Origin of the sequence: Prevotella sp. tf2-5 (assembly GCF_900115435.1) — a bacterium.
Lineage (GTDB): Bacteria > Bacteroidota > Bacteroidia > Bacteroidales > Bacteroidaceae > Prevotella.
The window spans coordinates 38,450-61,703 of the sequence record NZ_FOWK01000007.1 but is presented as its reverse complement, the minus strand read 5'-3'; the positions used below and the strand labels follow the sequence as shown (position 1 = coordinate 61,703).

At 46.3% G+C, this 23,254-nt stretch carries 22 protein-coding genes, 2 tRNA genes and 3 pseudogenes; 8 read left to right on the top strand and 19 right to left on the bottom strand.

Annotated features, from left to right (window positions below):
- Genes BM257_RS08770 through BM257_RS08755 form a run of 4 tightly spaced genes read right to left on the bottom strand, consistent with a single transcriptional unit; the run spans nucleotide 1 to nucleotide 2,665 of the window.
- On the bottom strand, nucleotides 1-693 hold the full coding sequence (locus BM257_RS08770) for a DUF6048 family protein (protein WP_092071218.1): 693 nt from the start codon (nucleotides 691-693) through the stop codon (nucleotides 1-3).
- Nucleotides 644-1,132: a DUF6452 family protein gene (locus BM257_RS08765; RefSeq protein ID WP_092071215.1), complete on the bottom strand. Its 489-nt coding sequence runs from the start codon at nucleotides 1,130-1,132 to the stop codon at nucleotides 644-646. Before BM257_RS08765 ends, BM257_RS08770 begins: the two co-directional genes overlap by 50 nt.
- On the bottom strand, nucleotides 1,120-2,091 hold the full coding sequence (locus tag BM257_RS08760; protein WP_092071212.1) for a glycosyltransferase family 2 protein: 972 nt from the start codon (nucleotides 2,089-2,091) through the stop codon (nucleotides 1,120-1,122). The genes BM257_RS08765 and BM257_RS08760 overlap by 13 nt, the downstream gene beginning before the upstream one ends.
- Nucleotides 2,092-2,107: 16 nt before the next feature.
- Nucleotides 2,108-2,665, bottom strand: coding sequence for a DUF4199 domain-containing protein (locus BM257_RS08755; RefSeq protein ID WP_177216066.1), 558 nt, complete (start codon nucleotides 2,663-2,665; stop codon nucleotides 2,108-2,110).
- 260 nt (nucleotides 2,666-2,925) lie between these two features.
- Between BM257_RS08755 and BM257_RS08750 the strand changes: the two genes are divergently transcribed.
- Nucleotides 2,926-2,999 (top strand) — tRNA-Thr (locus BM257_RS08750).
- Between the two features lie 110 nt (nucleotides 3,000-3,109).
- Here BM257_RS08750 and BM257_RS08745 read toward each other — a convergent pair.
- Nucleotides 3,110-5,011, bottom strand: coding sequence for a glycoside hydrolase family 97 protein (locus tag BM257_RS08745; RefSeq protein ID WP_092071206.1), 1,902 nt, complete (start codon nucleotides 5,009-5,011; stop codon nucleotides 3,110-3,112).
- Between the two features lie 70 nt (nucleotides 5,012-5,081).
- Entirely contained in the window at nucleotides 5,082-7,643 is a 2,562-nt protein-coding gene (locus tag BM257_RS08740) for an endonuclease MutS2 (protein ID WP_092071203.1), read from the bottom strand.
- A 123-nt stretch (nucleotides 7,644-7,766) separates the two neighbouring features.
- Between BM257_RS08740 and BM257_RS08735 the strand changes: the two genes are divergently transcribed.
- Nucleotides 7,767-7,854 (top strand) — tRNA-Ser (locus BM257_RS08735).
- A 153-nt stretch (nucleotides 7,855-8,007) separates the two neighbouring features.
- Here the strand turns inward: BM257_RS08735 and BM257_RS08730 are convergent.
- The 8 genes and pseudogenes from BM257_RS08730 to BM257_RS08695 form a co-directional block, all read right to left on the bottom strand.
- The gene (locus BM257_RS08730) at nucleotides 8,008-8,814 is read right to left on the bottom strand and encodes an MBL fold metallo-hydrolase (RefSeq protein ID WP_092071201.1); all 807 of its coding nucleotides are present in this window, start codon (nucleotides 8,812-8,814) and stop codon (nucleotides 8,008-8,010) included.
- A gap of 62 nt (nucleotides 8,815-8,876) precedes the next feature.
- Nucleotides 8,877-9,167 carry a DUF1294 domain-containing protein gene (locus BM257_RS08725; RefSeq protein ID WP_092071198.1) on the bottom strand — a complete coding sequence of 97 codons (291 nt, stop codon included), beginning with the start codon at nucleotides 9,165-9,167 and terminating at the stop codon, nucleotides 8,877-8,879.
- 9 nt (nucleotides 9,168-9,176) lie between these two features.
- Nucleotides 9,177-9,392 (bottom strand): hypothetical protein, encoded by a 216-nt coding sequence (locus BM257_RS08720; protein ID WP_369821318.1) that lies wholly within the window; start codon nucleotides 9,390-9,392, stop codon nucleotides 9,177-9,179.
- Nucleotides 9,393-9,451: 59 nt separating this feature from the next.
- On the bottom strand, nucleotides 9,452-9,697 hold the full coding sequence (locus BM257_RS08715) for a hypothetical protein (RefSeq protein ID WP_092071196.1): 246 nt from the start codon (nucleotides 9,695-9,697) through the stop codon (nucleotides 9,452-9,454).
- On the bottom strand, nucleotides 9,694-9,900 hold the full coding sequence (locus tag BM257_RS08710; RefSeq protein WP_092071193.1) for a DUF4250 domain-containing protein: 207 nt from the start codon (nucleotides 9,898-9,900) through the stop codon (nucleotides 9,694-9,696). The genes BM257_RS08715 and BM257_RS08710 overlap by 4 nt, the downstream gene beginning before the upstream one ends.
- Nucleotides 9,901-9,938: 38 nt before the next feature.
- Entirely contained in the window at nucleotides 9,939-10,139 is a 201-nt protein-coding gene (locus BM257_RS08705; RefSeq protein WP_092071191.1) for a leucine-rich repeat domain-containing protein, read from the bottom strand.
- A 176-nt stretch (nucleotides 10,140-10,315) separates the two neighbouring features.
- A complete protein-coding gene (locus BM257_RS08700; RefSeq protein WP_092071189.1) occupies nucleotides 10,316-10,741 on the bottom strand; it encodes an Hsp20/alpha crystallin family protein in 426 nt (141 codons plus the stop codon).
- A 196-nt stretch (nucleotides 10,742-10,937) separates the two neighbouring features.
- A pseudogene (locus BM257_RS08695) lies at nucleotides 10,938-11,042 on the bottom strand (YccF domain-containing protein); the annotation flags it as partial.
- A 115-nt stretch (nucleotides 11,043-11,157) separates the two neighbouring features.
- On the opposite strand from BM257_RS08695, the gene BM257_RS08690 reads away from it, so the two are divergent.
- Nucleotides 11,158-11,721, top strand: a complete 564-nt coding sequence (locus BM257_RS08690) for a GNAT family N-acetyltransferase (protein WP_092071186.1) — start codon at nucleotides 11,158-11,160, stop codon at nucleotides 11,719-11,721.
- Between the two features lie 2 nt (nucleotides 11,722-11,723).
- Complete coding sequence (locus BM257_RS08685; protein WP_092071184.1) at nucleotides 11,724-12,452, top strand: sulfite exporter TauE/SafE family protein; 729 nt, start codon at nucleotides 11,724-11,726, stop codon at nucleotides 12,450-12,452.
- 45 nt (nucleotides 12,453-12,497) lie between these two features.
- Here the strand turns inward: BM257_RS08685 and BM257_RS08680 are convergent, their stop codons facing one another.
- The 5 genes and pseudogenes from BM257_RS08680 to BM257_RS08665 all read right to left on the bottom strand — a co-directional run bounded on the left by BM257_RS08680 (nucleotide 12,498) and on the right by BM257_RS08665 (nucleotide 16,111).
- Nucleotides 12,498-13,199 carry an acyl-[acyl-carrier-protein] thioesterase gene (locus tag BM257_RS08680; protein WP_092071181.1) on the bottom strand — a complete coding sequence of 234 codons (702 nt, stop codon included), beginning with the start codon at nucleotides 13,197-13,199 and terminating at the stop codon, nucleotides 12,498-12,500.
- Between the two features lie 8 nt (nucleotides 13,200-13,207).
- Nucleotides 13,208-14,395: a transporter substrate-binding domain-containing protein gene (locus BM257_RS08675; protein ID WP_255405675.1), complete on the bottom strand. Its 1,188-nt coding sequence runs from the start codon at nucleotides 14,393-14,395 to the stop codon at nucleotides 13,208-13,210.
- A gap of 43 nt (nucleotides 14,396-14,438) precedes the next feature.
- A pseudogene (locus BM257_RS15170) lies at nucleotides 14,439-14,894 on the bottom strand (nitroreductase family protein); the annotation flags it as partial.
- Between the two features lie 78 nt (nucleotides 14,895-14,972).
- A pseudogene (locus BM257_RS15165) lies at nucleotides 14,973-15,440 on the bottom strand (glutathione peroxidase); the annotation flags it as partial.
- Nucleotides 15,437-16,111, bottom strand: a complete 675-nt coding sequence (locus BM257_RS08665; RefSeq protein WP_092071176.1) for an HAD family hydrolase — start codon at nucleotides 16,109-16,111, stop codon at nucleotides 15,437-15,439. The pseudogene BM257_RS15165 and the gene BM257_RS08665, both read right to left, overlap by 4 nt.
- Nucleotides 16,112-16,254: 143 nt before the next feature.
- Here BM257_RS08665 and BM257_RS08660 point away from each other — a divergent pair, with 143 nt between their 5' ends.
- From BM257_RS08660 to BM257_RS08645, 4 genes are all read left to right on the top strand, one after another.
- Nucleotides 16,255-16,890 (top strand): HU family DNA-binding protein, encoded by a 636-nt coding sequence (locus BM257_RS08660; RefSeq protein WP_092071173.1) that lies wholly within the window; start codon nucleotides 16,255-16,257, stop codon nucleotides 16,888-16,890.
- Between the two features lie 486 nt (nucleotides 16,891-17,376).
- Nucleotides 17,377-18,561 (top strand): aminoacetone oxidase family FAD-binding enzyme, encoded by a 1,185-nt coding sequence (locus BM257_RS08655; protein ID WP_092071170.1) that lies wholly within the window; start codon nucleotides 17,377-17,379, stop codon nucleotides 18,559-18,561.
- Between the two features lie 121 nt (nucleotides 18,562-18,682).
- Nucleotides 18,683-20,551 carry an alpha/beta hydrolase-fold protein gene (locus BM257_RS08650; RefSeq protein WP_092071167.1) on the top strand — a complete coding sequence of 623 codons (1,869 nt, stop codon included), beginning with the start codon at nucleotides 18,683-18,685 and terminating at the stop codon, nucleotides 20,549-20,551.
- A gap of 2 nt (nucleotides 20,552-20,553) precedes the next feature.
- Nucleotides 20,554-23,205, top strand: coding sequence for a glycoside hydrolase family 3 C-terminal domain-containing protein (locus BM257_RS08645; protein ID WP_255405674.1), 2,652 nt, complete (start codon nucleotides 20,554-20,556; stop codon nucleotides 23,203-23,205).
- Nucleotides 23,206-23,254 lie beyond the last annotated feature (49 nt).

The following is a 23,254-nucleotide window of genomic DNA, read 5'->3' as shown; positions in this document are numbered from 1 at the left end:
CTATATATCTATAATCACCCTGAAATCAGCACTAATCTTGTTTTTGTCATAGGTACCAAAGCCAGGGACATACCAGGTCTGTCCGATATCTCCTTCCTTATGACTGATACGCCGTTTGTATCGAATATTCCATCCTAAATGCAGGGGCCCGAAAATCTTAGCGTCAATACCGAAGACGAGTTCTATCCAGTGCATGTTGCATTTCAAGCCCTCAATACCGAAGCCTGTCTCATATTGCCAGACTGGGTCTGGAAGGTCCTCGCGGATGATATCAACCTTATAAGAGGTGAAGGCATAGCGGATACCTCCATAAAGGCGGTTAGACTGGTGTTTGTTCTTCAGCAGGTTCAGGTCAATACCCACACGGAAATAGGGTGCCGTCGTCTTATAAGTGATACCTGTTACCTCGTCATTCTCATGGTTAGCCTTACCCACACCAATCTCCACCACAGGGAACCACTGGTCATGCAGGTTGAGGCGTAACCCTCCTTCTATCTCACCACAGTCGCTGAGCATCAACTTGGCAGGTCCTACCAGGTCAAAAGATACTGAGAAACCTCTGAAGAGAGGAATGGAGTCTTTCTCCATGCGAAACAATTTCATTTGCGCATGGGCTGTTGAAGCCACGATGAGCAGGGCAAGACTAATAACGAGCCTTGAAATAGATGTAGAAATGTTCGTGGTTTGTCTCATAATTGACGGTTGAGTGTTTAATCACTATGGAGTCGATGATATGGTGGGTCGTCCGCACGTCTGTCAACTTGTGGAAATATGCTGCCTGGCAGTCAACTGACTCGAAATGCGGATAGTTCTCCTTCTTCACATAGACCGTGTCTTGATAGATATGTCCTAATGTGTCACGCAAGGTGTAATAGAATACGTCCTCTGGCTGGGTATAGCTGATATACATATCGTAGGCAGTAATACCTGTGGCTTTGTTCAGCAATATCGTGTCCGTACCGTCAGCCCGTTTAGACGTGATATCCAGCGTGTCAACCTTCAGCGTGTCAGTAGTACCGTTGGCTTTCTTCAGACCGTATACGGTGCCAACCTTGTTCTGTACAGGACAATCAATGCTGGTACATGCCCCGATAATCAGGATGGTGAGGATGAAGATGACTATTTTCCGCATCTGATTTCCTCCTCTATCTGGTAATCGTTACGTCCTGCACTGTTACGACTGATGAGGTCACCCAGGAATCCGGCAAGGAACAACTGCGTACCTATCATCATCATAGTCAGTGCGATAAAGAAATAGGGGGAGTCTGTCACCAGTCGCATGGGGATGCCGTTATAGAGTGCCCATGCCTTCTGTACACCCAGGAAGAAAGCGGCGAAGAATCCGATGATGAAGACAATCGTGCCAAGGAAACCAAATACATGCATGGGTTTCTTCCCGAAGGTACCTAGGAACCAGAGGGTCATCAGATCAAGATAACCGTTGACGAAACGGTTCCAGCCCATGAACTTCGATTTCCCATATTGTCGTTTTTGGTGGTGTACGGGTTTCTCACCAATCTTGTCGAAACCAGCATTCTTGGCGAGGTAGGGGATAAAACGATGCATTTCTCCGAATACCTCGATGTTCTTCACCACTTCCTGGCGATATGCCTTCAGTCCGCAGTTGAAGTCATGCAGGTTCTTGATACCACTGACCTTGCGGGTGGTGGCGTTGAAGAGTTTGGTGGGCAATGTCTTTGACAACGGGTCACCCTGGCTGCGGTTCTGCTTATAGCCGCTGACAAGGTCGTAGCCGTCCTCCTTGATCATCTTGTATAGTTCGGGAATCTCATCGGGAGAGTCTTGCAGATCGGCATCCATTGTGATGACGACATCACCTTGTGCCTCTTTGAAACCACAATAGAGAGCAGGACTCTTACCATAGTTACGACGGAATTTGATGCCTTTCACATGTTCTGAGCGTAAGGAAAGCTCGTTGATGACCTCCCATGAACGGTCTGTCGAGCCGTCATTGACGAAGATAACCTCGAAACTGAAATTGTTTGCCACCATCACACGCTCTATCCAGTCATAGAGCTCTGGCAGTGACTCGTCCTCGTTATATAAGGGTACTACTACTGATATATCCATATGCTGTGTTGAATGTTTATTGTTTAGCGTTTAGAGAGTCAGACTTGCTGGTTCGTCGCTGCATGATGGCAGCAATAGGTATTCCGAGAATAAACCCTGAGATGATATTGATCGTCAGCATATTCAAGGAATAGTCAATGGGACGCATTCCTGCTATCAATTTGATGTTCTCGTCTATCTCTTTTGTCATACCGTAAAGTTCAATGATCTTCTGTCCCTCTGGCGATTGTATGGTTTCAAGAATCTTTCCCATCAAAAAGCCATTGTCTATAAAGGTGAAATAGAGATAGATGGCTACGGCAAGCAGAATACCAGCATAAAAGAAGATGAATACGGTATAGGCGTAGCTTCGAGTGAAAGAGATGATGCCCTCCCTTCCGTAATCACGGAAATGTCGAAGCCTGCTTGCTGCGAAGAATGGGGTGGCACAAATCAGTACCATTGCCGCAAGTCCCAGCATCGGATTCGATAATCCGAGGATGTAGCAGGCGAAACCTCCTATCCACAACAAAGCAAGTAATACTCCGTCTTGTCGTGCGAAAGCTTTTAATTGTGTATATTCCTGTGGTGTCATATTCGAGTGCAAAGGTACGAAAATTTCGATTAAGAGAGAACAAAAGTAATGCATTTCTTTTGTCGAACGTAAGAAATTTATCCAATAAGTGAGCAAAAAACAAATTTTATTTGCGTATTCTAAAAAAAGTTAGTACCTTTGCAGCCGCAAAACCAAACATGGGCAAGTCCTGTACGGCCAGCTCCCTCGGAATCCTCCAGGACGGGAACGTAGCAAAGGTACTTGGTTGTAGCGGCGCGATACAGTCAGCTTGCCCACCTGCCTCTTTAGCTCAGTTGGCCAGAGCACGTGATTTGTAATCTCGGGGTCGTTGGTTCGAATCCGACAAGAGGCTCAAAGAAGAGATGAGGAAGTAATCGAAAGCTAGCTTTCAGGTGACTTCCTCATCTCTTTTTGTACACCTTCTAACGGCAGGTGTCTTGGATATTCAATCCGACAATTCTCTCATTTGATGATTGCACTCCATCCACCACCAGGAGCGAGGTGTATTTTCAGTGTGTCCCCTCTCTTTATTGTCTGAAGTGTCTTGGTGTAGTCGTTGGCATCGCGGTCGGCATTGACACCATCGGCAAAGACCTCTGCCTGGTGCGTACCCTCTGTGAGCATAGGGAACGTGATGGTGAGGTCACGTGCTGTCCAGTTGGTCATGGCGGCGACATACCAGGTAGTGCCTTTGCGCTTGGCGATCACGGCATACTCGCCTATCTGCCCGTCTAAGCCAATAACCTCGTCGAAGACGGTAGGGATTTGGGCGATATGGTCAGTAGTGGACTGCTCACGCTCATACTTGGTCGGTGCGTCGGCAAGCATCTGCAAGGGTGCATCGAAGAGAGTATACATTGCCACCTGATGGGCACGGGTGCCTTGACTCATGGGGTGGTCGTTATTGCCGAAGAATTCCGCACGGGTGGCATTTGTCATACTGCCAGGGGTGTAGTCTAATGGTCCTACGAGTTGGCGCAGATAGGGGATAGACACATCATAGCGGGGCTGGTCATGTAAGGGACCATCACCCACACGGGGTTCCCATTTCGAGTTCTCCAACCCTTTCACTCCTTCAAAATTGACAATATTCGGGAATGCCACCTGAATACCTGTGGGACGATAGCCATGGTAGTCGAGCAACAGGTGGTTACGGGCGGCACAGTCGGCTATTTTCCAAGCAGAGCGCATCACCTCCTGGTCGTCACGGTCGAAGAAATCAACCTTAAAGCCTTTCACACCCAATGAAGCATAGTATTTGAAGTCATCCTCTGTATTGTTGATGCAGTTACGCCACGAACTCCATAGGATGATACCCACCCCTTTCTTCTCGGCATAGGGCAGCAGACTCAGCAGGTCGATGTCCGGGTTCAGCTCAGAACGCAATGACTCATCAGTGCTCCATCCCTCGTCAATGATGATATACTCCAGATGGTTCTTTGCCGCAAAGTCGATGTAATAGCGATAGGTGTCTGTATTCATACCGGCACGGAAGGGTACACCTGTCAGCATGGTGGCGTTCCACCAATCCCATGCTACCTTACCTGGTTTGATCCATGATGTGTCACTAATTTGACACTTGGGTCCGAAACGGTGAGGCAGGTTTGCAGTCAGCAGTTGTTTGTCTTGTCCTGTCACCAAGACGATACGCCAGGGAAGGGCACCTTTCACTTCTTTGGCGATATAGCTGGCACGTGCTGTCGGCACGAGGTTCAGACGGGCATACCCGCCAATCTTGGAGGTAATAGGATATGGTGCAAAGGCTGCTTTCAGCCCATGTGTTCCGTTCCTCAAGAGGAACATGCCTGGGTAGTCGACGGATCCCATATCAGCGATGACGGCGAGCTTTCCCTCTGGCAGTCGGACGGCAAGTGGATTGATGGCGAGTGAGTCAGTGAACATTTTTGACAACGGCTGTTCGTCATAGTATGATTCAAAACTGTAGCAATAACGCTCTCCGCCTCGGTTGTCGTTGACATAAGGGATAAACGCATCGTAGTCGCTGGTAAAGTTGAACTCTGCAGTCTCGCTATTGACAGTGATTCCCTTTTTGTCCAGCACATGGATACGGTAGGCGGCAGCGTCGTTGTCGGCACGGAACTCCACCTGATATTGTTTGTTGCTGACGATGGCAGTATTCTTTGTCACCTTACCGCTCATCTTCTGAAAAGCACCGTTGAGCCCGATCTCAGAGGGAGTCAGTACGGTTGTGCTCCCTTGTTGTACCTCCCATGCTAACCTATTGGCATCTGCATGGATGGTGATCACTAACTTACCGTCTGGTGAGGAAACAGTATAGTCTTTTGCCGTTGTACCCATTGCGAAGGCAACGAACATAATTAGTAGTATTGTTTTGGTTTTCATATATTTAAATGTTTAGATATTTCAATTCTTTTAGTCGCTTTACTTTGAAAAGCATCTTATGACGATTTCTTTATTCCAAGTCCACGACGGTGATGCCGGCACCGCCAAACTGCACGTGTTCGTCCTTAGCCTTCTTGACATTCGGAACAGTATTGAGATACTGACGGATGAGTTGGCGAAGGATACCTGTGCCTGTTCCATGGAGGATGCGTACACGGCTCATACCTATTAGAATGGCATCGTCAATGAAGTGCATGACGGCATCTATCGCCTCATCGCCACGCATCCCTCGTACATCAATGTCCTGATGAAAGTTCTGACGGCGGTCCTCCATCGTAGAGCGTGTCATCTTTGAGGTCTGGATGGCAAGGTGGGCATGTTTATCGACACTGTTCTGCACAGTCTCTGCTCCTTTGGATGCTGCCCGCTCTAGTTGTTCCAGTTTCACTTTAGAACGCAGACCACCAAAGATAACCGTGACCAGCTTACCTTGTATGTTTTCAATCTCGCCAATGCTGTTAGTACCCTTGATGCGGACACTGTCGCCCTTCTCCAACGGACGGTTCTCTGGATGCAAGTTTTCTTTCGCTCTGGCAGCCAGTTTCTCGCTGGCTCTCTTCTGTTCCTCGTCTTTCTTCTCCTTGCGTTGGGCTTTTCGTGCCTTTCGCTCTTCCATTTGACGCAGTTTCTTAGCGAAGTCCTCTTCGCTCATCAGACCCTGTTGGTCGTCATTCGTTACCTGTTTACGGAACTCATTCAGTTCTTCGCGTACCAGTCGGGTACGTTCTTTCTCTGCCTGAGCTTCCTTAATCTCACGGATGGTATTTTCTATCTTACGGTTAGCCTCAGTCAGTAGTTCCTCTGCCTGTTGCTGAGCGCGACGGAGGATCGCCTTACGCTCCCGTTCTATCTCCTCTAAGTTACTCTCATAACGCTGGATATGTCCCTCCAGTGATTTCTCATGCTGGTGTATTGTCTGGCGTTTGCCTTCCCAATAGCGTTTGTCTCGGACGATGTCCTGTAGGTATTTGTCACTCTGGATATAGTCTGAACCGACGATGTCGGAGGCATCTTTGATAACCTCCTCGGGGATTCCCGTCTTACGGGCGATCTCGATGGCGAAGCTACTGCCAGGTTGTCCGATGGCAAGTTGGAAGAGTGCCTGCATCTGATGACGATCGTAGAGCATGGCACCATTGACGACTCCTTCATGGTCTTCTGCGAAGTGTTTCAGGTTCTGATAGTGAGTCGTGATGACACCGAAGGCTTGCTTCTCCCAGAATTGCTTGAGTACCGCTTCGGCGATAGCACCGCCAATGGTAGGCTCTGTGCCGCCTCCAAACTCATCTATTAGTAGTAGAGTATGGGCATTCGACTGTTTCATCATGTTTTTCATATTCAGTAGATGACTGGAGTATGTCGAGAGATCGTCGGCGATACTCTGCTCGTCGCCAATATCTATCATGATATGTTGGAAGACACCCACCGTGCTCCTGTCGCCAATGGGGATGGAGAGTCCACACTGCAACATATATTGTAGTAGTCCTACTGTTTTCAGACAAACCGACTTGCCACCAGCATTAGGACCTGAGATAATCAATAAGCGTTTCTCCTTCGTCAGCAGGATATCAAGGGGAACCACCTCCTTGTCTTGTCGAGACAGGGAGCGTTGCAACAATGGGTGAATAGCATGGATCCAGTCAATATACGGCTCGTCTTTGGCAATCGGCTCGAAAGCGGTCATCTCTTGAGCCAGTTCTGCCTTGGCACGGATCAAGTCTATCTGTGCCAGGAACTGATAGGAGTCGAGAATCTCCTGAACATGAGGACGTATCTCATCGGAGAAGACCGTCAAGATACGGATAATCTCACGCCGTTCTGCTGCTTCCAGTTCACGGACCTTATTATTTGCCTCTACCACTTCGGTTGGCTCGATGAATACTGTCTTTCCTGTTGCACTCTCGTCATGGACGATACCCTTGATACGCCGTTTCAGTCCTGGTGCCACAGGAATGACCAGTCTGCCGTCACGCATGGTAGGAGCGACATCCTTATCCACCAACCCATCACGCTGGGCAGCATGCAAAATAGTATATAAGGTTCTTGAGATACTGCCCTCTGTCTGTGCCATCTCATGGCGAATACCTGCCAATGTCATCGTGGCAGAGTCTTTTATCTTGCCAAACTTATCCAGAATAGAGTCAATGCGACGAATCATCGCTGGGAATGTCAGTACATCTTCTGCAAGACGGTGTAGGGCAGGGTAGGGATATGCTGGATTCTCTTCGTCACCTCCGTTTTTGTTCAGGAAGTTCACAATTTGTGTGATGGTCTCTAACGAACGTCGTAAATCGAAAAGCTCATCTTCCTCCAGATGTGTGTTCTCCATACGGATACGGGTAATTGACTCACGGACATCAAAGAAATAATTCAGAGGGAAATTCTCCGCTTCTTGTTGCAAACGGCGGAACTCACGAATCTGTTCCTGCCATTCGTTGATGGTTGTCGCATCGTCGGAGAAAGCGATTTCATCCACTTTTTCCTTCCCCAATGTACTTAGACATTGAGCTTTCAATAACGTACGTATCTCGTCAAAGCCAATCTTCGCTTCAAAGTTCTTCGGGTAAATCATGCTGCAAATATAATCATTTTACCCCTATCTGACAAAAAAGTATATCAAAAATTTGCAGGATTGGAAAAATACCATTACCTTTGCACCCGATTTTGGAGGAAATCACCTGTGAAGTCAGGTTTTGGAGAGATGGTAGAGTGGTCGATTACAACGGTCTTGAAAACCGTCGTGCTGAGAGGCACCGGGGGTTCGAATCCCTCTCTCTCCGCCAGCTTAGCTGAATATCAGCAAGTTACAAGTTTTTCGCACGTAAATACGCACAGTTTAAGCGATTTACGTGCGTATTTTATTTCTATCATTTTCTGTAAAACCGCGTTTAAGTGACAAAGATACACATTTTCTTTGGTTTTGCAAAAGGATTCTCTCAATTATTTATGGGAAAGTACCCTATAGTTCCACATCTAAAGGACTGCAATTGTTCACCCATCACACCCTTCATTACCTCAAATACATTGTCACCTGTGCAATGACTGGTATAGAATTGTGTTGTGGAGTAATGATCTTTCAGTCTTTCAGCCAAAATCAATTGTTCTTCCTCCGGTTCCTGACCATCAAGCAAATGGAAGCCACCTACTACGGATCTTACAGAATAGGGACATGCTGCCAGTATGTTCTCCAGTCCATTGTGAGCGCAGCCAGTAAACAAGAAACCATCAGTATATAAACCTAGTTCGTGTTGGAAATTATCAGGCTTACAATCGCCATTAATATCTTCTACGAACAGATGCTTGTTCCCTTTTGGCATTGGATAAATCTGGGGAAAATGGGCTATAACATAAAGGTCATCTGAAATCTTACATGACTTGTCTATTGTTATGAGCCTGTCCTTGATGTTTTCTGGCCATACCGTTGTTATGCTATGCAGATTACCTCGTTTGGAGTAGAACTTTTTGTTTATTACATCAGGGGAGACGATAACTTTTGCTAATCGGTTTTGCTCCAAGAAATATCGTAAGCCTCCTGCATGGTCGCTATGTCCGTGGGAAATGAAAACATAGTCCACACTGCTGAGATCTACGCCCAACAGCTTCGCATTCCTGATAAACACATCACTAGCTCCAGTATCAAGCAAGATCTTATGTTTCTCTGTTTCCAGAAGGATAGAAAGACCATGCTCTGTAGAGAGACGGTTGTCATTGCTTCGATTATCTGATAACACAGTCCACTTCATAACATATCACTTTTGAGTCATTGGTCAGGATACCAGCCTCGAAGTTCGTTTCTTAAAACTTTTCATATTGTTTTTGATATTATAAAATTGGCGATTATTGCGAGTTGGACAATAATGATAGCAGGTACGCCATACTTGAATTTCTTATGCTGTGTCTTGTGGTGCCAGACTTTCATTCCTAACCAAGCTCCAATGCTTCCACCGAGTATCGCCAGCATCAATAGTGAGGCTTCTCTAATACGCCATAAGGATTTCTTTGCCTTCCACTTGTCGATACCGTACACGAAGAAAGTAACCGCGTTGATGAAAGCGAGGTAGATAAGGACGATATGTGGGAGGCTCAATTCTTTCATCAGTTCATTTTAGTCATGTGATAGCCCATCCTGTTCAACTGCATAGCGGCTCCAAACAGGTAGAGTTGATGCAGGCATGAGACATAGGCATCGAAAGCCTCCTAGGGAAGCGGAAGGGAAGTCGTTGAACTCCCTGATACCGTCGGGAATGTAGGCTTTCGCTATCTGCTCCCACTTATCTTCAACATCGGGACACTCAGGCAGACGTGCATCAATTTCTTTCATTGACTGAAGGAACAGGTGCAAGTCCTGATGTAGCTGTTTTTCAAATTGTTCAATCATTGTTATAGCATATTTTCAAGTATCTCAATAGCTTTGGTTATGTCCTCTTGAAACTTTTTGTGATCTCTCAGGAAGTCAGCTCTGTTACCAGAAATAGCGTCAAATAGTTCCTGGCTCATTTCATCTACATACGAGGCAATGGCGATCTCTATGTCGTCCTTTTGCCAGTCGAGCGTCGAATGAACATAGATTCTCTGCTTCTGATGCAGAAAACTGTAGGCTGTCTCTATACTATCTTTCGTTATCATTCTTTCTTGTCATAGCCTATCGGACGGAACTGTTTTTGTTGTTCACTCCAAACAAAGCCTTTCTCCAACAGATAGTCCTTAATCTCATACGGCTCTCTGCTGAAAGCAAAGCACAAAGCTTCAAGGCTGTCAAACTCTTCATCCCTCAGAAGCATGTTGACGCTCGAAACTAAGATTGCAGGGTCTTTTGGCAGGTAGTCCATAATATTTCTTTTCGCAATTCCAGACAAACACAACGTCTCTAATATAGCTCTACAGCAATGAAAGGATTTACTATTTTTTTCACAGTGCTTGGAATGGAAACAGAACGTAAAACCCTTGAGTTGGAAAACGCTCCGCCCCCAATTTCAGTCACTCCTTCTGGAATGACGGCATGAATAATGGAATGGTCAGCCTCTAGAACAACTTTTCCATCCTCGCTAAGTATCAACTTTTCATTCATATGTTCTACTTTAATTGCCTTTTTCGTGTGCAAATATAATTAATTATTCGTAAAGAAACAAAGACAATGGCATTTTATCATTAATCAGGTCCAAATCTCATCCAAAACTCGGAGAAAAGAGACCCCGGCTTGCATTTCTGCAGGTCGGGGTCTTGCTGTTTTGAAATAGAATCACTTTATGATACCTCAATGGCCTTGGTAACCTTCTCCTTCGGCTCGGTCTTCGGCATCGTGATAGTCAGGATGCCGTCCTCTACCTTGGCTGAGATCTGGTCTTTCACAACATCATCTGGTAGTACGTAGTTCTGCTCGTAGTTGGAGTAGCTGAACTCGCGGCGCAGATAGTGATGGCGCTTGTCCTCATGCTTGTGTTCCTGTTTGTTCTCAATGGCGATGGTGAGGTTGCCCTCGTCATTGATGGCTACGCGGCAATATTCTTTTTTGATGCCTGGAGCTGCAAGTTCCATCGTGTAGGCTTTCTCACTCTCCTTGACATTGACTGCGGGTGCTGTACTGTTGGCACGAGGCATGAAATCAGTGTTAAAGAAATCATCAAACATTGTCGGGAACCAACCATTGTTTTTCATTAATCCGTTCAACATAATCAATACCTCCTAATTATACTTTTAGTTTAACTTATTTGTTCTAGATCGCCTCGGCTTTTGCTTCGGCTCTCACTAACAGATAAGCAAAGTACATGCCTATAGAAAGAATCCGTGCCAGAATGACAATCGGTGAAGTCAAACTGGCACGAAATTTAAACTTGCTTAAACTATGCTGACAATCCTTTAAACTCAGTTAAACATTGAGGTGATAAGCTAATTCTTTCCCAAAAGGTGAAAGGACCAGCTTTGCCAGCTTATAGTGCATCTTCCCGAATGGGATGCTAATAATGGTGATGCAAAAATCTTATTACTTAAAGATTGTTGCAAAGTTCGTATTTTCATCTGATATTTGGAGAATTCTTAGTACTTTTGTACCTAGTTTTGAGATTAATTAAGGAATTGGCGAAGAACGAATGATAGAGATTCGAAAAGCGATTACAGCACAGTCGGAGGAAATAACGAAACTGATAATGACAGCCATGACAGATGATTGCTGTCTACATTTCTGTGGTAACGGATACGGACTTGATGATTTCCGCAAGATGATGACGACTCTTGTTGAACGCGAGGATTCGCAGTATAGCTATCGGAATACGTTGGTAGCAATGGATGGTGATAAAGTTGTCGGTATCTCCGTCAGCTATGATGGAGGACGTCTGCATGAACTTCGTCGCGCCTTTATCGAAACTGCAAAAGAATATATCGGCAAGGATCATACGAGTATGGATGACGAGACGCAGACTGGCGAACTGTATATTGACTCATTAGCCGTACTTCCAGAATATCGACGTCAAGGCATAGCACGAAAACTGCTGTTGGCTACTAAAGAACAGGCTAATCGTATGGGCTTGCCTTGTATTGGACTCTTGGTAGATAAAAATAATCCAGCCGGCGAGGCATTATACGCTTCTGTCGGATTCCGATATGTAAATGATAGCCACTGGGGCGGACATCCCATGAAACATCTGATATTATAGCTATGAGTAGTATCGTCCTTTCCATATTCCTACTGAGCATTGGTGCGAGTTTCATTCAACGCACTACGGGTTTCGGTTTTGGCATCTTCATTATGACGATGCTGCCGTTTCTCATGCCTAGCTATGGCGAGGCTACGACACTCTCTGGACTGTTGGCAATTACCACTTCCGCTGCTATCGCATGGCGACTGAGAGGCTATGTAACATGGAGCAGACTTTGGCCGATATTGCTTACATTCATCATTGTTTCTACGATAGCGATCTTTGTTCTGACACGTATCGAAGACCATATTCTGCGTCGCATCCTGGGTGTGGCACTCATCCTTATCAGCATTTATTTCATGCTCTTCAGCCAGCGCATCAAACTACCAACGACCATGAGTGTACAGGTTGGTGCAGGAACACTCAGCGGACTGATGGGAGGTTTCTTTGGTATGCAAGGACCGCCAGCTGTACTCTATTTTATTCAGAGTGAACAAACGAAGGAACACTACATGGCGATGGCGCAGACCTACTTCCTGATAGGTAATGTGATGATGACAGGTGTGAGAGCCTACAAAGGCTTCTTCACCACTACTGTTGCCATTGACTATCTATATGGTCTCGGTGGCGTCATCATAGGAACGTTGCTTGGTGCATACGTTTTCAAGCATATTCCCAATCACATCTTCAGATACATTGTCTATGCCTACATCTGCATCTGCGGTGTAATTATACTAATAACAAATTAAGTACTATGGTATACCTGAATTAGTCCGGTCAGAATATAGTCTAAGTTATGTAAACTCTATGATGGCACTTACCTCACTACCGATAGACAGGGAAACAATGATGCCGTCTGCTAATTTGTAAATAGTAGGAGTCAGACAATCACCATGCTTAGCTGCTACTCGATATTCTACCCGAAGACCGCTTACCACAAAATTCTCAGGCAACAGTTCCATCGCCATACGGACATAGTTCGCATTATTCAGATGTTTGTTGTAATCGATGTCGGCACGAAGAACCTTGATAGGCTCAAGAACCTTGCCACCGTCCTTAGGCAGAATAATGCGGCGGTCTTTGTAGTTCATTTCCAACTGTGGCTCCAGCGTCATAGATTGTATGGTTGCATCATCCACACGTTTCAGTTTGCCAACCGCCTTGTCCACGAATGCTCCCATGCTCCATGTCTTGTAGCAGGGATCCCCCTGTGCGTCGTAGATGAACGTGTTACGGAATCCGAACATGGGTTTCATGCCATAGACGGAGGTTGTCACCGTCAACTCTTCTTTGTAGTCGGGTACACGGATAATCTCAACCTGCCGCGTTGCCAAGAGTTGCGCCATGTTCTGCTGTAAGAAGTAGTTCTTGACTTCCGGCTCGCTGTCGATCCACATCTCTGAGCAATCCTGCATCATCTGGAGTGCTGAATAAAGTTTTAGTTTGCCCTCGCTGTCACAGGTGCTTGTTGTTACCTTATAAGTTAAAGTGTACATATTCTATTTCAATTGTTTTCCGTCTGATATACCAATCCATACTTTTCATGTAGTTTCCGAAGAGAGCCGTCTGCCTTCATCTGATGAATGACATTATTCACAATCTGTAGCAGATCCTCCTGCCCCTTCTGCATCAGGACACCAATCTCGCCATGAGTAAAAGGATCGTTCAACAGTGGGGCTGCAAGTCGGGGGTCAGTCTGCACATAATAAGGAGCCTCTGTAATTTCCGTTATCATTACGTCAGCTTTACCTTCGGCTACAAGTGTTGGTATTTCCTCGTTCTTTTGGTGAACGACTATATTAGCGTGAGTCAGGTTCTCGTTGGCAAATTGTTCATTCAGTCCCCCAGGATTCACCATTACAGTCACTTCGGGCTTGTCGATGTCTGCCAACGACCTGTAGCGGTCTGCCTCCGAAGCCCTGCACAGGATGGTCTTGCCGTTAGCCAGATAGCCCTCACTCATTAGCATTGTCTCACGTCGGGCATCGGTGATGGTTATACCGCCAATGGCGAGGTCGAACTTTTGAGGTTCTGCCAATACATCTTCCGTTAACGTAGGCCATGAGGTCTTTTTGAACTCTATGTTTACTCCTAACCTTCTCGCTATCTCTTTTGCAATTTCAATACCAAAGCCCCAATAAGTCCCATCGGGTTCGCAGAAAGATAACGGTCTATAGTCGCCAGTAGTACCAAAGAGGATAGTGCCTCGCTCAACTATCTCGGCGACTTTTCCGTCGATGGGAATATTTGTATAGGTTGACAGGATGAAAACCGAGAGTTGACCGTTCTCCTTCCCGAACTGGATAGCACCTTTTAGGTCGTTCTCTGGGAATAGCTTTGTACTGTTGAAGTAATAAAGGTTATCCTCACTGTTAAACCAACCGCCTACATAGCCTTCGTGTTGCAAAGCATGTCTTACCACCTTGTCGAGTTGGTCACGCGAATGGCTGTTCTGAGTAGCTGCATAACTGACAGCAATTCCTTCAGTCGGTTCAGTCATTGTGCGGATGTCAATAGTGAATCCGTCTGGATGGGTCTGACTGAAAGCCCAAACCTTATCAGCAATAGTTGTTATGTTGCTCTGCTCAGTAGCGTTATCCTCATTTGAAGAGCATGAGGCAAAACTAGTCGTCCCACAAATGGTAAGGATGGCTAGTAACAACCCAATCCGATATTTTTCCAATCTTATCATATGTACCCAATAAGGGAATCAGTAAACCTAATTACAATAGTTGTCATTTGATATATTTCACTTTCGATGCATCACGAGGTTTGGCATCTGGCTGTTCATCGGGATAGCCGATAGAAATGACATAAAGCAGTTTGTAGTCAGCAGGGATGTCAAGGCTATCACGGAAAGCCTTTGCCTTCTCGTCATTGGTTAAGAAACGAACAGGTCCTGTCTGGATGCAAGTGCCAAGTCCCAAAGACTGTGCCGCCAGCATCATGTTCTGTCCCATCAGACCAGCGTCAAGGTTGAAATTGCCGTTCGCTGGAGCACAGACACAAATAAGGTTTGGTGCATTACGGGTCTGTCCCTTCACATCGTCCATCAGTTGTGGATTCTCAATGATACGCACAGCCCAATTTTGGCGGTTCATGGCACTTGGAACATTAATGCCAGCAAGGGCTACAATCTCCAGTTTCTCATGCTCTACAGGCTTGTCGAGGTACTTACGGACAGAGCGACGTGCCATGATGTTACTTAGCACAGGGTTGACCACCATCTGCATGTCGGCTTCGATGGTTGCCACCTGGTCACGAGACTCATAACGCTTGATGACCTTTCCGTCGCGTCCAATCAGGAATTTAGTGAAATTCCACTTGATGTCACCACCGCCAGCTTGCTCCTTCAACCATGTATAAAGAGGATGTGCGTTCTCACCGTTTACATCAATCTTGTCAAACTGAGGGAAGTGGATGTCAAAGTTGGCAGTACAGAAGCTGCGAATCTCCTGAATGGTGCCAGGAGCTTGCTGACCGAACTGGTTACAGGGGAAGTCCAGGATCTCGAAGCCCTGACTGTGATACTTCTGGTAGAGAGGTTCCAGGTCTTTGTACTGTGGTGTGAATCCGCATCGGGTAGCAGTATTCACAATCAGCAACACTTTCCCCTTATAGTCTGAGATCGAGACCTCCTGTCCTACATCGTTCTTTACCTTGAAGTCATAAATGCTCTGCGCTGAAAGGGTCAGCACACCCGTCATTGCCATGAGGTAGAAAATCATTCTTTTCATAATTCGTGTAGTTTTTGTGAATAATTGTTTGCTATTTCGATAAGTTTGTCTATACTGTCAATGATATAGTCAGCTCCAGCCTCTTCAAGTTCCTTTCTTGTTCCGTTCCCGTAAGTCACGCCACAGGTCTTAGTTCCAGCGTTTAGTCCCATTAGGATGTCTACGTTCATATCCCCGACGACAAGAGTCTGACTGGCATTGAAACCTGTGGCTGAAAGAGTCTTGAGGGCAGGCTCAGGATTAGGTTTCGCTTTATCTACGTCGTCTGCTCCGACCAAGTATGAAATATACTCCGCTATATCCAAGTCGTGTATCAATCCAGACAGAGATTTGTGCCAGCGTGAAGATGCTATCGTGAGGGAGTATCCCATATCCTTCAGCGCAGCCAGTGTTTCTTTGACTAGAGGGAATGCCTGCGGTTTCATATTCAGCAGGTTCTCTTGGAAGATTCTCCTGTAGGTGTCAGCACATAATTGGATGGTCTCTTTGCTCTCATCAGGATATAATGCCTCAAAACAACCGTCCAGAGGCAGTCCAATCTTGGAAGCACATTCGTCATCAGTATGACCACCCAATCCTAACTCTGCAATCGTCATTTGCATCGTCGTGACGATATTCCGTCGGGTATCACCTAATGTACCGTCAAAATCGAATATAATCAGTTTTATCATCTCTCAGTCATAGTATTCTTCACCATGATATCCATTGCCACCTTACAGAGATATTTCCTCATTATTGTTAATATTGGTTGCAAATATAACGATAATTCTGCGAAATTCACTATATTTGCCCCATTATTTGAAAACAATTCATTATGCCACGTAAGACAGACGGAGTACTTTTTGAACTTCAGCCGCGCCCCACGAAGGGTGAGGACGGCAAACCTTTGCTCTATGCACAACCCGTTGTAGAGTACAAATACGATCTTGATGCCATTGACGATTTCTGTTGCAAATACCGCCATACCAGCAAGGGTGAGATGAAGCATTTCTTCAGTCTGCTGGAGGAGGTGACAACGATGTGGTTACGTCAAGGTCAGCGTGTGGAGACACCTTTCGGATCCTTTGCCCCCAAGTTGAGACTCTTGGGTGAGCATACCGACCCGGAGAAGGTGACGGGACTGGACGTGATGTATCATGGTGTCGAGTTCATTCCCTCCAAGCAGTTCGTGAAAGATGCTGATTGTGGCACTCACGGTTTCCGCCGTCGCAGGAATATGGTGGGCAATAGTCAGATGTACGACTCCCAGGCGATGGATGCGGCACTGCGGAAAAGTGTCCGTTATGGATATGTCACCATCAAGACTTTCCAGACTTTCAGCGGGTTGAAATACAGCTCGGCAAAGAAATTCCTCGACGGTCTTTGTCAAGGTGACCATCCGCGGATGCACCGTTATCGTGACGGTCGCATATGGCACTACGTACCCGTCCAAGACTCTCCCTCTCTGTAAAACAGGTTCTCAGCGACCGCTGTGAATGTTTTTGCCGACCGCTAAAGATATTTTTGGCGGGCGCTGTGAATATTTTTGCCGTCCGCTAAAAATCCGGAAGGCACTTTCTTTCTCCCTGTTTCAAAGGCTCTTTACCCCTGTTCCAAAGGCTCTTTACCCCTGTATCAATAGCTCTTTGTCTTTGTTACAAGGTTCTTGAATGAAGAGCCGAAGATGACATACTGCGTATTACCCGCAATCGTTCCCTCGTACTGTCCCTCTGTCGTCATAAGTCTTGAAACCTTTAAACTGTCTGGGCTTCTCTGAGTTGGGCCGTGTGACGGTCTGACTTATTATAGAATGTTAACGTTCTACTATGTTTGTTTTGTTCTTCTCTCGTTTTTTCGTAACTTTGGCTTCGCCGAACTTACTTGGCACTCGGAAATGAAAAGAAAAGTAAACTTTCCTTTTGCGTTTCTCTCGTTTTTTCGTAACTTTGTCCATCAGATGAAGACAGCAATTATAGGCGGTGGTGCCGCAGGCTTTTTTCTTGCAGTCAACTTGAAAGAGATGATGCCAGAGATGGAGGTCACTATCTTCGAACGTGCCCAGCGGGTTCTTACAAAAGTGGAGGTCTCTGGTGGTGGACGTTGTAATTGTACCAACTCTTTTGAGGATGTGACGGACTTGCGGATGGTTTATCCTCGTGGGCATCGGTTGATGAAACGTTTATTCAATGTCTTCGATTACCAATCTGCCTTTGCGTGGTTCGAGCATCATGGTGTCCCCCTGATAACACAAGATAACCAGTGCGTGTTTCCTGCAGCCCAGGACTCACATGCCATTATCAATTGTTTCCTTACCTTAGCTCGTCGTCATCAGGTACAGATATGTCTTGGGAGGAAAATACAATCACTGGATGCCCTCCAGGATTATGATTTCATTGCTGTCACCACGGGAGGTTCTCCAAAAGGGGAGGGACTGAGATGGCTCGCCGACCTGGGACATGAGATAGAGCAACCGGTACCTTCGCTCTTCACCTTTCAGGTCGCTGACAAGTCGTTGACAGCATTGATGGGAACAGTGGTGGGACAGACAACGGTGATGATACCAGGGACCAAACTGCATGCAAGTGGTCCTTTGTTGATAACTCATTGGGGAATGAGCGGTCCTGCTATCCTGAAACTCTCCAGCTATGCGGCAAGATTGTTGGCGGAGAAGGAATATAAGTTACCTGTCAGTGTTCGCTGGACGACCGCCCGGGACTCCGATATAGAGAACATCCTTCATGAGACCATGAGGGTTCATTCCTCAAAACAACTTCCTACCTTCAATCCTTTTGGACTGCCCCAGCGTTTGTGGGCTTTCCTTATGACGAGATCATTGGCAGACAGATGGGAGGTGAGATGGCATGAACTGGGCAAGAAGGATGTCAACCGTATTGTCAACATTCTTTGTAACGATACTTATCAGATTAGCGGACGTGGAACTTTCAAAGATGAGTTTGTTACCTGTGGGGGCATCTCGCTGAAGAGTGTAAATCCATCGACCCTTGAGAGCAAACTCGTGCCCCGTCTCTTCTTTGCTGGTGAGGTGCTGGATGTGGATGGTGTTACAGGTGGCTTTAACTTCCAAGCAGCATGGACGACTGCCTATACGGTAGCCTCTGCTATCGTCTCGAAATTATCTTAATTGTAACAATCATTTTCGCTGGTGTGTCATTTTGCTGTTCTCCTTATCATAAAGTTGGAGAATACAGATTCTTTTTGTATTTTTGCATCCAAGGAATTGAATACTAACTGACAAAAGTAAAATGAAAAGATTGATAGTAAGACTAGTAGCGGCTGTTGCTGTTTGCATGGCAACTGAGGGCTGGGCTCAACAAACCGGTGGTCAAAAGTCAATTGTCTGTCACGATGACGGGACAGTGACTTTTTATTACAAGAATGACAAGGCAAAGTCTGTTTTCGTTGATGTACAGTTTGCCGGTCGTCAAGAGATGAAACGTGATGCTGGTACAGACAGATGGACTGTGACGGTCGGACCTGCGGCTCCTGATATGTATCCTTATTGTTTCATCGTGGACGGTGTCGGTGTCATGGACCCTGAGAATCCTCAGTATTTCCCCAATGAGGGTTTTAAGAACAGCCTGTTGGAGATTCCCTCGAAGACTGGGACATTGGCGTACGATATAAAAAAAGTGCCTCATGGTCGATTGGAGTATATTCATTACTATTCCAAGAGTCTGGGCGGTACGAATCATGCGGTCGTCTATCTGCCACCTAATTATATGATGGATATTCAGAAAAAATACCCAGTGTTTTACCTGATCAGTGGCACTACGGATACGGAGGAGGTTTATTATAAGGTAGGTCGTGTCAATTATATCTTGGATAACTTGTTGGCGGAGAAGGCTGCCAAGGAAATGATCGTTGTGCTCCCTTATGGTAATCCTTATAAATTGTTGCCTGCCAAGCAGGATAGTCTGGGTATGCCCCAGACACATTTCGGCGGGGATGTGTTCAGTAAGGATCTCATTCATGATTTGATGCCATATATCGAAAAGAACTATCGTACGAAGAATGATGCGGACCATCGTGCCATAGGCGGTTTCTCTCGTGGTGGTAACCAGGCGCTCTTCAATGGATTAAGCAATCTTGATAAGTTCTCTTATCTCTGTTCCTATAGTTCCTTTACATCAACGGATATTCCCTATGTCTATGACCATGCTGATGACACTAATAAGAAGATCCATTTGTTCTGGCTGGGCGTTGGAACGGATGATTTCCTTTATGGTAATGCCCGTGACTATATGGAATTCCTTGATAAGAAGGGAATTCGCTCCGTTAAGGAATTCACTAACGACAAATTTGGACATACTTGGATGAACGCCAAATACTTCTTGTATAAGACGCTACCTTTATTATTTAATAAGAAAGCCGCTGAGGCTGCGATGGCAGGGGGCAGACCGGCTCCTGCCGCTACCGGTAAGGAACCGCAGTTTACACCAGGTGTGATGGCACGCTTGTTCCCCAAGCCAATCATTTCCCCAGAGTATACGGAGCAGGGTGTCACTTTCCGTTTTAAGGCACCAGAGGCACAGAAGGTGGAACTGGAGTGCGAGATTCTTCCAAAGCCCCTGCCGATGGCAAAAGATTCAGATGGTGTGTGGACCGTGACGATGACGGATTTCCTCTTCGAGACTTTTAAATATTGTTTCGTGGTGGATGGTACTCAGGTGGCAGACCCTAGCAATATGTACCTGTCACCCGACAAAGGCTTTAAGTACAGCATTGCCGATAATCCCCAGTCACCATTCAACTTCGCATCCCAGGGTGATATCGCACATGGCAGGGTAGGCTATGATGTGGAGCGACAAGAAGCATGGTATATGTCTCCTATGCCGGCAACTCCTATCATGCCTGTGTTCATCCAACTGATTCCTGGTGAGGGTGATACGATGGAGAGCTGGTTTAAAGTAGGTGGCGCTGATGCTATTGCCGACCGTTTAATCGCTGATGGTAAGTTAAAGTCGTGTGTGTTGACAACCAGTACACTGGATTTTATGCGACAAGGTCCTCAAATGCCGGATTTCAAGGTTATCACACTTCGTGCAGATGATTATCCGACATGGTCACAACGTCGTCGTGCTTTGATAAAACTATTGATGAACAAAAATTAGCTATGATGAAAAATATCGTCTTTCTCTTTTTGACAATCTGTCTTTCGGTAAGTAAGACTTCTGCACAGTATCAATATCCGTTCCAGAATCCTAAGCTTTCTTATGAGGAACGAGTGGAAAACCTTATTTCCCTGTTGACGCCAGAGGAAAAGGTGGGGTTAATGATGAATAAATCGGCATCTGTCGACCGTCTCGGTATTCCGTCGTATAACTGGTGGAGTGAGGCGTGTCATGGGGTACGTCAGAGTGACTATACCGTCTATCCGCAACCCATCGGTATGGCAGCGGCATTCAACGCCCCACTGTTTTACGATGTCTTTTCAACTGTCTCTGATGAGGCTCGTGCTAACTGGAACCGCAGTGACCATAATGTCTTCAACGTTCCGATGGGCGTGATCTATTATCCTGGGAATCCTGAGCTTACCTTCTGGTGCCCGAATGTCAATATCTTCCGTGATCCCCGTTGGGGACGTGGTCAGGAAACCTGTGGTGAGGATCCTTATATGAATGCTGTATTGGGTGTACAGACTGTGCTGGGTATGCAGGGGAATGATAGTCATTATCTCAAGACCCATGCCTGTGCCAAGCATTATGCGGTGCATAGCGGACCAGAGCCGTTACGTCACTCCATGAATGTGGAACCAACGAACCGTGACTTGTGGGAGACCTATCTGCCTGCTTTCAAAGCTTTAGTGAAAAAGGCGCATGTTCGGGAGGTGATGTGTGCTTACCAGCGTTTCGAAGGAAAACCTTGTTGTACGAGTGACCGTCTGCTGATTGATATCCTGCGTAACAAATGGGGTTATGATGGCTTGGTGGTTACGGACTGTGACGCAATCAATAATTTCTATAGCAAAGGACAGCATGAGACACATAAGGATCCGTTGTCGGCAAGTGTCGATGCGGTACTGAACGGTACGGATCTGGAGTGTGGCAAGGTGTTTATGTGTCTGACAGAGGGCTTAAAGAAAGGATATATCAAAGAGGCTGACCTCGATCAGCACCTGCGTAAGACTCTTTACGGACGTTTCGAACTGGGTATGTTCGATCCTGCTGAGATGTTGCCTTGGGCGAACTTAGGTCCGGAGGTTATCAGTAGTGAGAAAAATAATGAGCTTGCCACCCAGGCTGCTCGCGAATCGATGGTACTGTTGGAGAACAAGGTGCGCTCTCCGTTAAGCGGGGAAGCGGTTTCCGCCGGTGGGGCAAAAGTTCCCGTCCTCCCGCTTTCAAAGAGTATCAAGACGATTGCTGTAATTGGTCCTAATGCAGATGATGCCGCGATGCTGAATGGTAACTATGGTGGTACACCGACAAAGGCGCATACTCACTCTTTATTGGAAGGTATCAAGGCTGCTGTGCCAAACACAAGAGTCATCTATCATAAAGCCTGTGAGCTGAATGACGAGTATAACACCATTCATCATCTGCAAGACTTCAATGACGGTAAGGGTGTTTTGGTGGAATTCTGGAATAACCGGAGATTAGAAGGTGAGCCAGTAAAGAAAGACTATTACAAGGAGATGGCTTTTACGACTTTTGGTGCATGGGGCTTTGCCGAGGGTGTTAACAACGATTCTCTGTCCGTTCGAGTGAGTGGAACTTATAAGTCGACATTCACTGGTGAGATGAAGTATTCGTTGACTTCTGACAATGGTTATGTCCTCAAGGTAAATAACGAGGTAGTGGAGACGGCAGAGCCGTATCTTCCTCAAGGTGGCTATTTCCATCGTTCAATGGAGTATAAGTCCTTCCCCGTCAAGGCTGGTGAGACTTATGAGGTTGTGATAGAGTACCGTCGTGGCAACGGACAGTTTGCGATGCTACGTGGTGATATTTGTGAGCGTATCCTTGTTGATTTCACACCTTTAGCCGAGGAGGTGAAGAATGCCGATGCCATCATCATTATCGGAGGAATCTCCGCTCAGATGGAAGGCGAGGGTGGCGACAAAGCGGATATTGAGTTGCCGAAAGTACAGCAACGTCTGCTACGTGCTATGCATGCTACGGGTCGTCCAGTCATTTTTGTCAATTGCTCTGGATCTGCTATTGCCTTCGGCAGTGTGGAGGGACAGTATGATGCACTTTTGCAGGCATGGTATGCTGGACAAGGTGGCTCCAAAGCTCTTGCCGATGTGCTCTTTGGAGACTATAACCCTGGTGGAAAGTTGCCAGTGACATTCTATCGTTCTACCAATGACTTGCCAGACTTCCTCGACTACTCAATGAAGAACCGTACGTATCGTTACTTCACAGGACAGCCGCAATATGCGTTTGGTTATGGGTTAAGCTACACTACTTTTGCGGTCGGAAAAGCTAAACTGTCTGCGAGATCAATGAAGAAGGGAGGAACGGTGAAAATAATGGTCCCTGTGACGAATACGGGTAAGCGTGAGGGAACAGAGACGATACAGATCTATGTGAAAGCACTCGAGGATGCGGAAGCACCCATCAAAGCACTGAAGGGATTCCAGAAACTGAACCTGAAGCCTGGTGAGACGGCAACGGCTGCCATCTCATTGGATGATGAGGCGTTTGAATATTATAACGAGGCTATCGACGAGTTGTCTGTCAAACCGGGACGTTACCAAATCCTCTATGGTACGTCGTCCCTCGACAAAGACCTGCAGAGTCTTGACTTCGTAGTGAAATAACAAAATAAGAAAGGCATTCCCATCGAATGCCTTTCTTGTTTTTGTATTT

What these genes read in the sequence shown, in the direction of transcription:
- BM257_RS08730 (WP_092071201.1), bottom strand. Translation starts at nt 8,814, where the DNA reads ATGAAGTGGACTGTGTTATCAGATAATCGAAGCAATGACAACCGTCTC.
- BM257_RS08705 (WP_092071191.1), bottom strand. Translation starts at nt 10,139, where the DNA reads ATGAATGAAAAGTTGATACTTAGCGAGGATGGAAAAGTTGTTCTAGAG.
- BM257_RS08690 (WP_092071186.1), top strand. Translation starts at nt 11,158, where the DNA reads ATGATAGAGATTCGAAAAGCGATTACAGCACAGTCGGAGGAAATAACG.
- BM257_RS08645 (WP_255405674.1), top strand. Translation starts at nt 20,554, where the DNA reads ATGATGAAAAATATCGTCTTTCTCTTTTTGACAATCTGTCTTTCGGTA.
- BM257_RS08660 (WP_092071173.1), top strand. Translation starts at nt 16,255, where the DNA reads ATGCCACGTAAGACAGACGGAGTACTTTTTGAACTTCAGCCGCGCCCC.
- BM257_RS08740 (WP_092071203.1), bottom strand. Translation starts at nt 7,643, where the DNA reads ATGATTTACCCGAAGAACTTTGAAGCGAAGATTGGCTTTGACGAGATA.
- BM257_RS08675 (WP_255405675.1), bottom strand. Translation starts at nt 14,395, where the DNA reads ATGATAAGATTGGAAAAATATCGGATTGGGTTGTTACTAGCCATCCTT.
- BM257_RS08680 (WP_092071181.1), bottom strand. Translation starts at nt 13,199, where the DNA reads ATGTACACTTTAACTTATAAGGTAACAACAAGCACCTGTGACAGCGAG.
- BM257_RS08710 (WP_092071193.1), bottom strand. Translation starts at nt 9,900, where the DNA reads ATGGACTACCTGCCAAAAGACCCTGCAATCTTAGTTTCGAGCGTCAAC.
- BM257_RS08755 (WP_177216066.1), bottom strand. Translation starts at nt 2,665, where the DNA reads ATGACACCACAGGAATATACACAATTAAAAGCTTTCGCACGACAAGAC.
- BM257_RS08665 (WP_092071176.1), bottom strand. Translation starts at nt 16,111, where the DNA reads ATGATAAAACTGATTATATTCGATTTTGACGGTACATTAGGTGATACC.
- BM257_RS08715 (WP_092071196.1), bottom strand. Translation starts at nt 9,697, where the DNA reads ATGATAACGAAAGATAGTATAGAGACAGCCTACAGTTTTCTGCATCAG.
- BM257_RS08685 (WP_092071184.1), top strand. Translation starts at nt 11,724, where the DNA reads ATGAGTAGTATCGTCCTTTCCATATTCCTACTGAGCATTGGTGCGAGT.
- BM257_RS08765 (WP_092071215.1), bottom strand. Translation starts at nt 1,132, where the DNA reads ATGCGGAAAATAGTCATCTTCATCCTCACCATCCTGATTATCGGGGCA.
- BM257_RS08725 (WP_092071198.1), bottom strand. Translation starts at nt 9,167, where the DNA reads ATGAAAGAATTGAGCCTCCCACATATCGTCCTTATCTACCTCGCTTTC.
- BM257_RS08655 (WP_092071170.1), top strand. Translation starts at nt 17,377, where the DNA reads ATGAAGACAGCAATTATAGGCGGTGGTGCCGCAGGCTTTTTTCTTGCA.
- BM257_RS08745 (WP_092071206.1), bottom strand. Translation starts at nt 5,011, where the DNA reads ATGAAAACCAAAACAATACTACTAATTATGTTCGTTGCCTTCGCAATG.
- BM257_RS08770 (WP_092071218.1), bottom strand. Translation starts at nt 693, where the DNA reads ATGAGACAAACCACGAACATTTCTACATCTATTTCAAGGCTCGTTATT.
- BM257_RS08720 (WP_369821318.1), bottom strand. Translation starts at nt 9,392, where the DNA reads ATGAAAGAAATTGATGCACGTCTGCCTGAGTGTCCCGATGTTGAAGAT.
- BM257_RS08650 (WP_092071167.1), top strand. Translation starts at nt 18,683, where the DNA reads ATGAAAAGATTGATAGTAAGACTAGTAGCGGCTGTTGCTGTTTGCATG.
- BM257_RS08700 (WP_092071189.1), bottom strand. Translation starts at nt 10,741, where the DNA reads ATGTTGAACGGATTAATGAAAAACAATGGTTGGTTCCCGACAATGTTT.
- BM257_RS08760 (WP_092071212.1), bottom strand. Translation starts at nt 2,091, where the DNA reads ATGGATATATCAGTAGTAGTACCCTTATATAACGAGGACGAGTCACTG.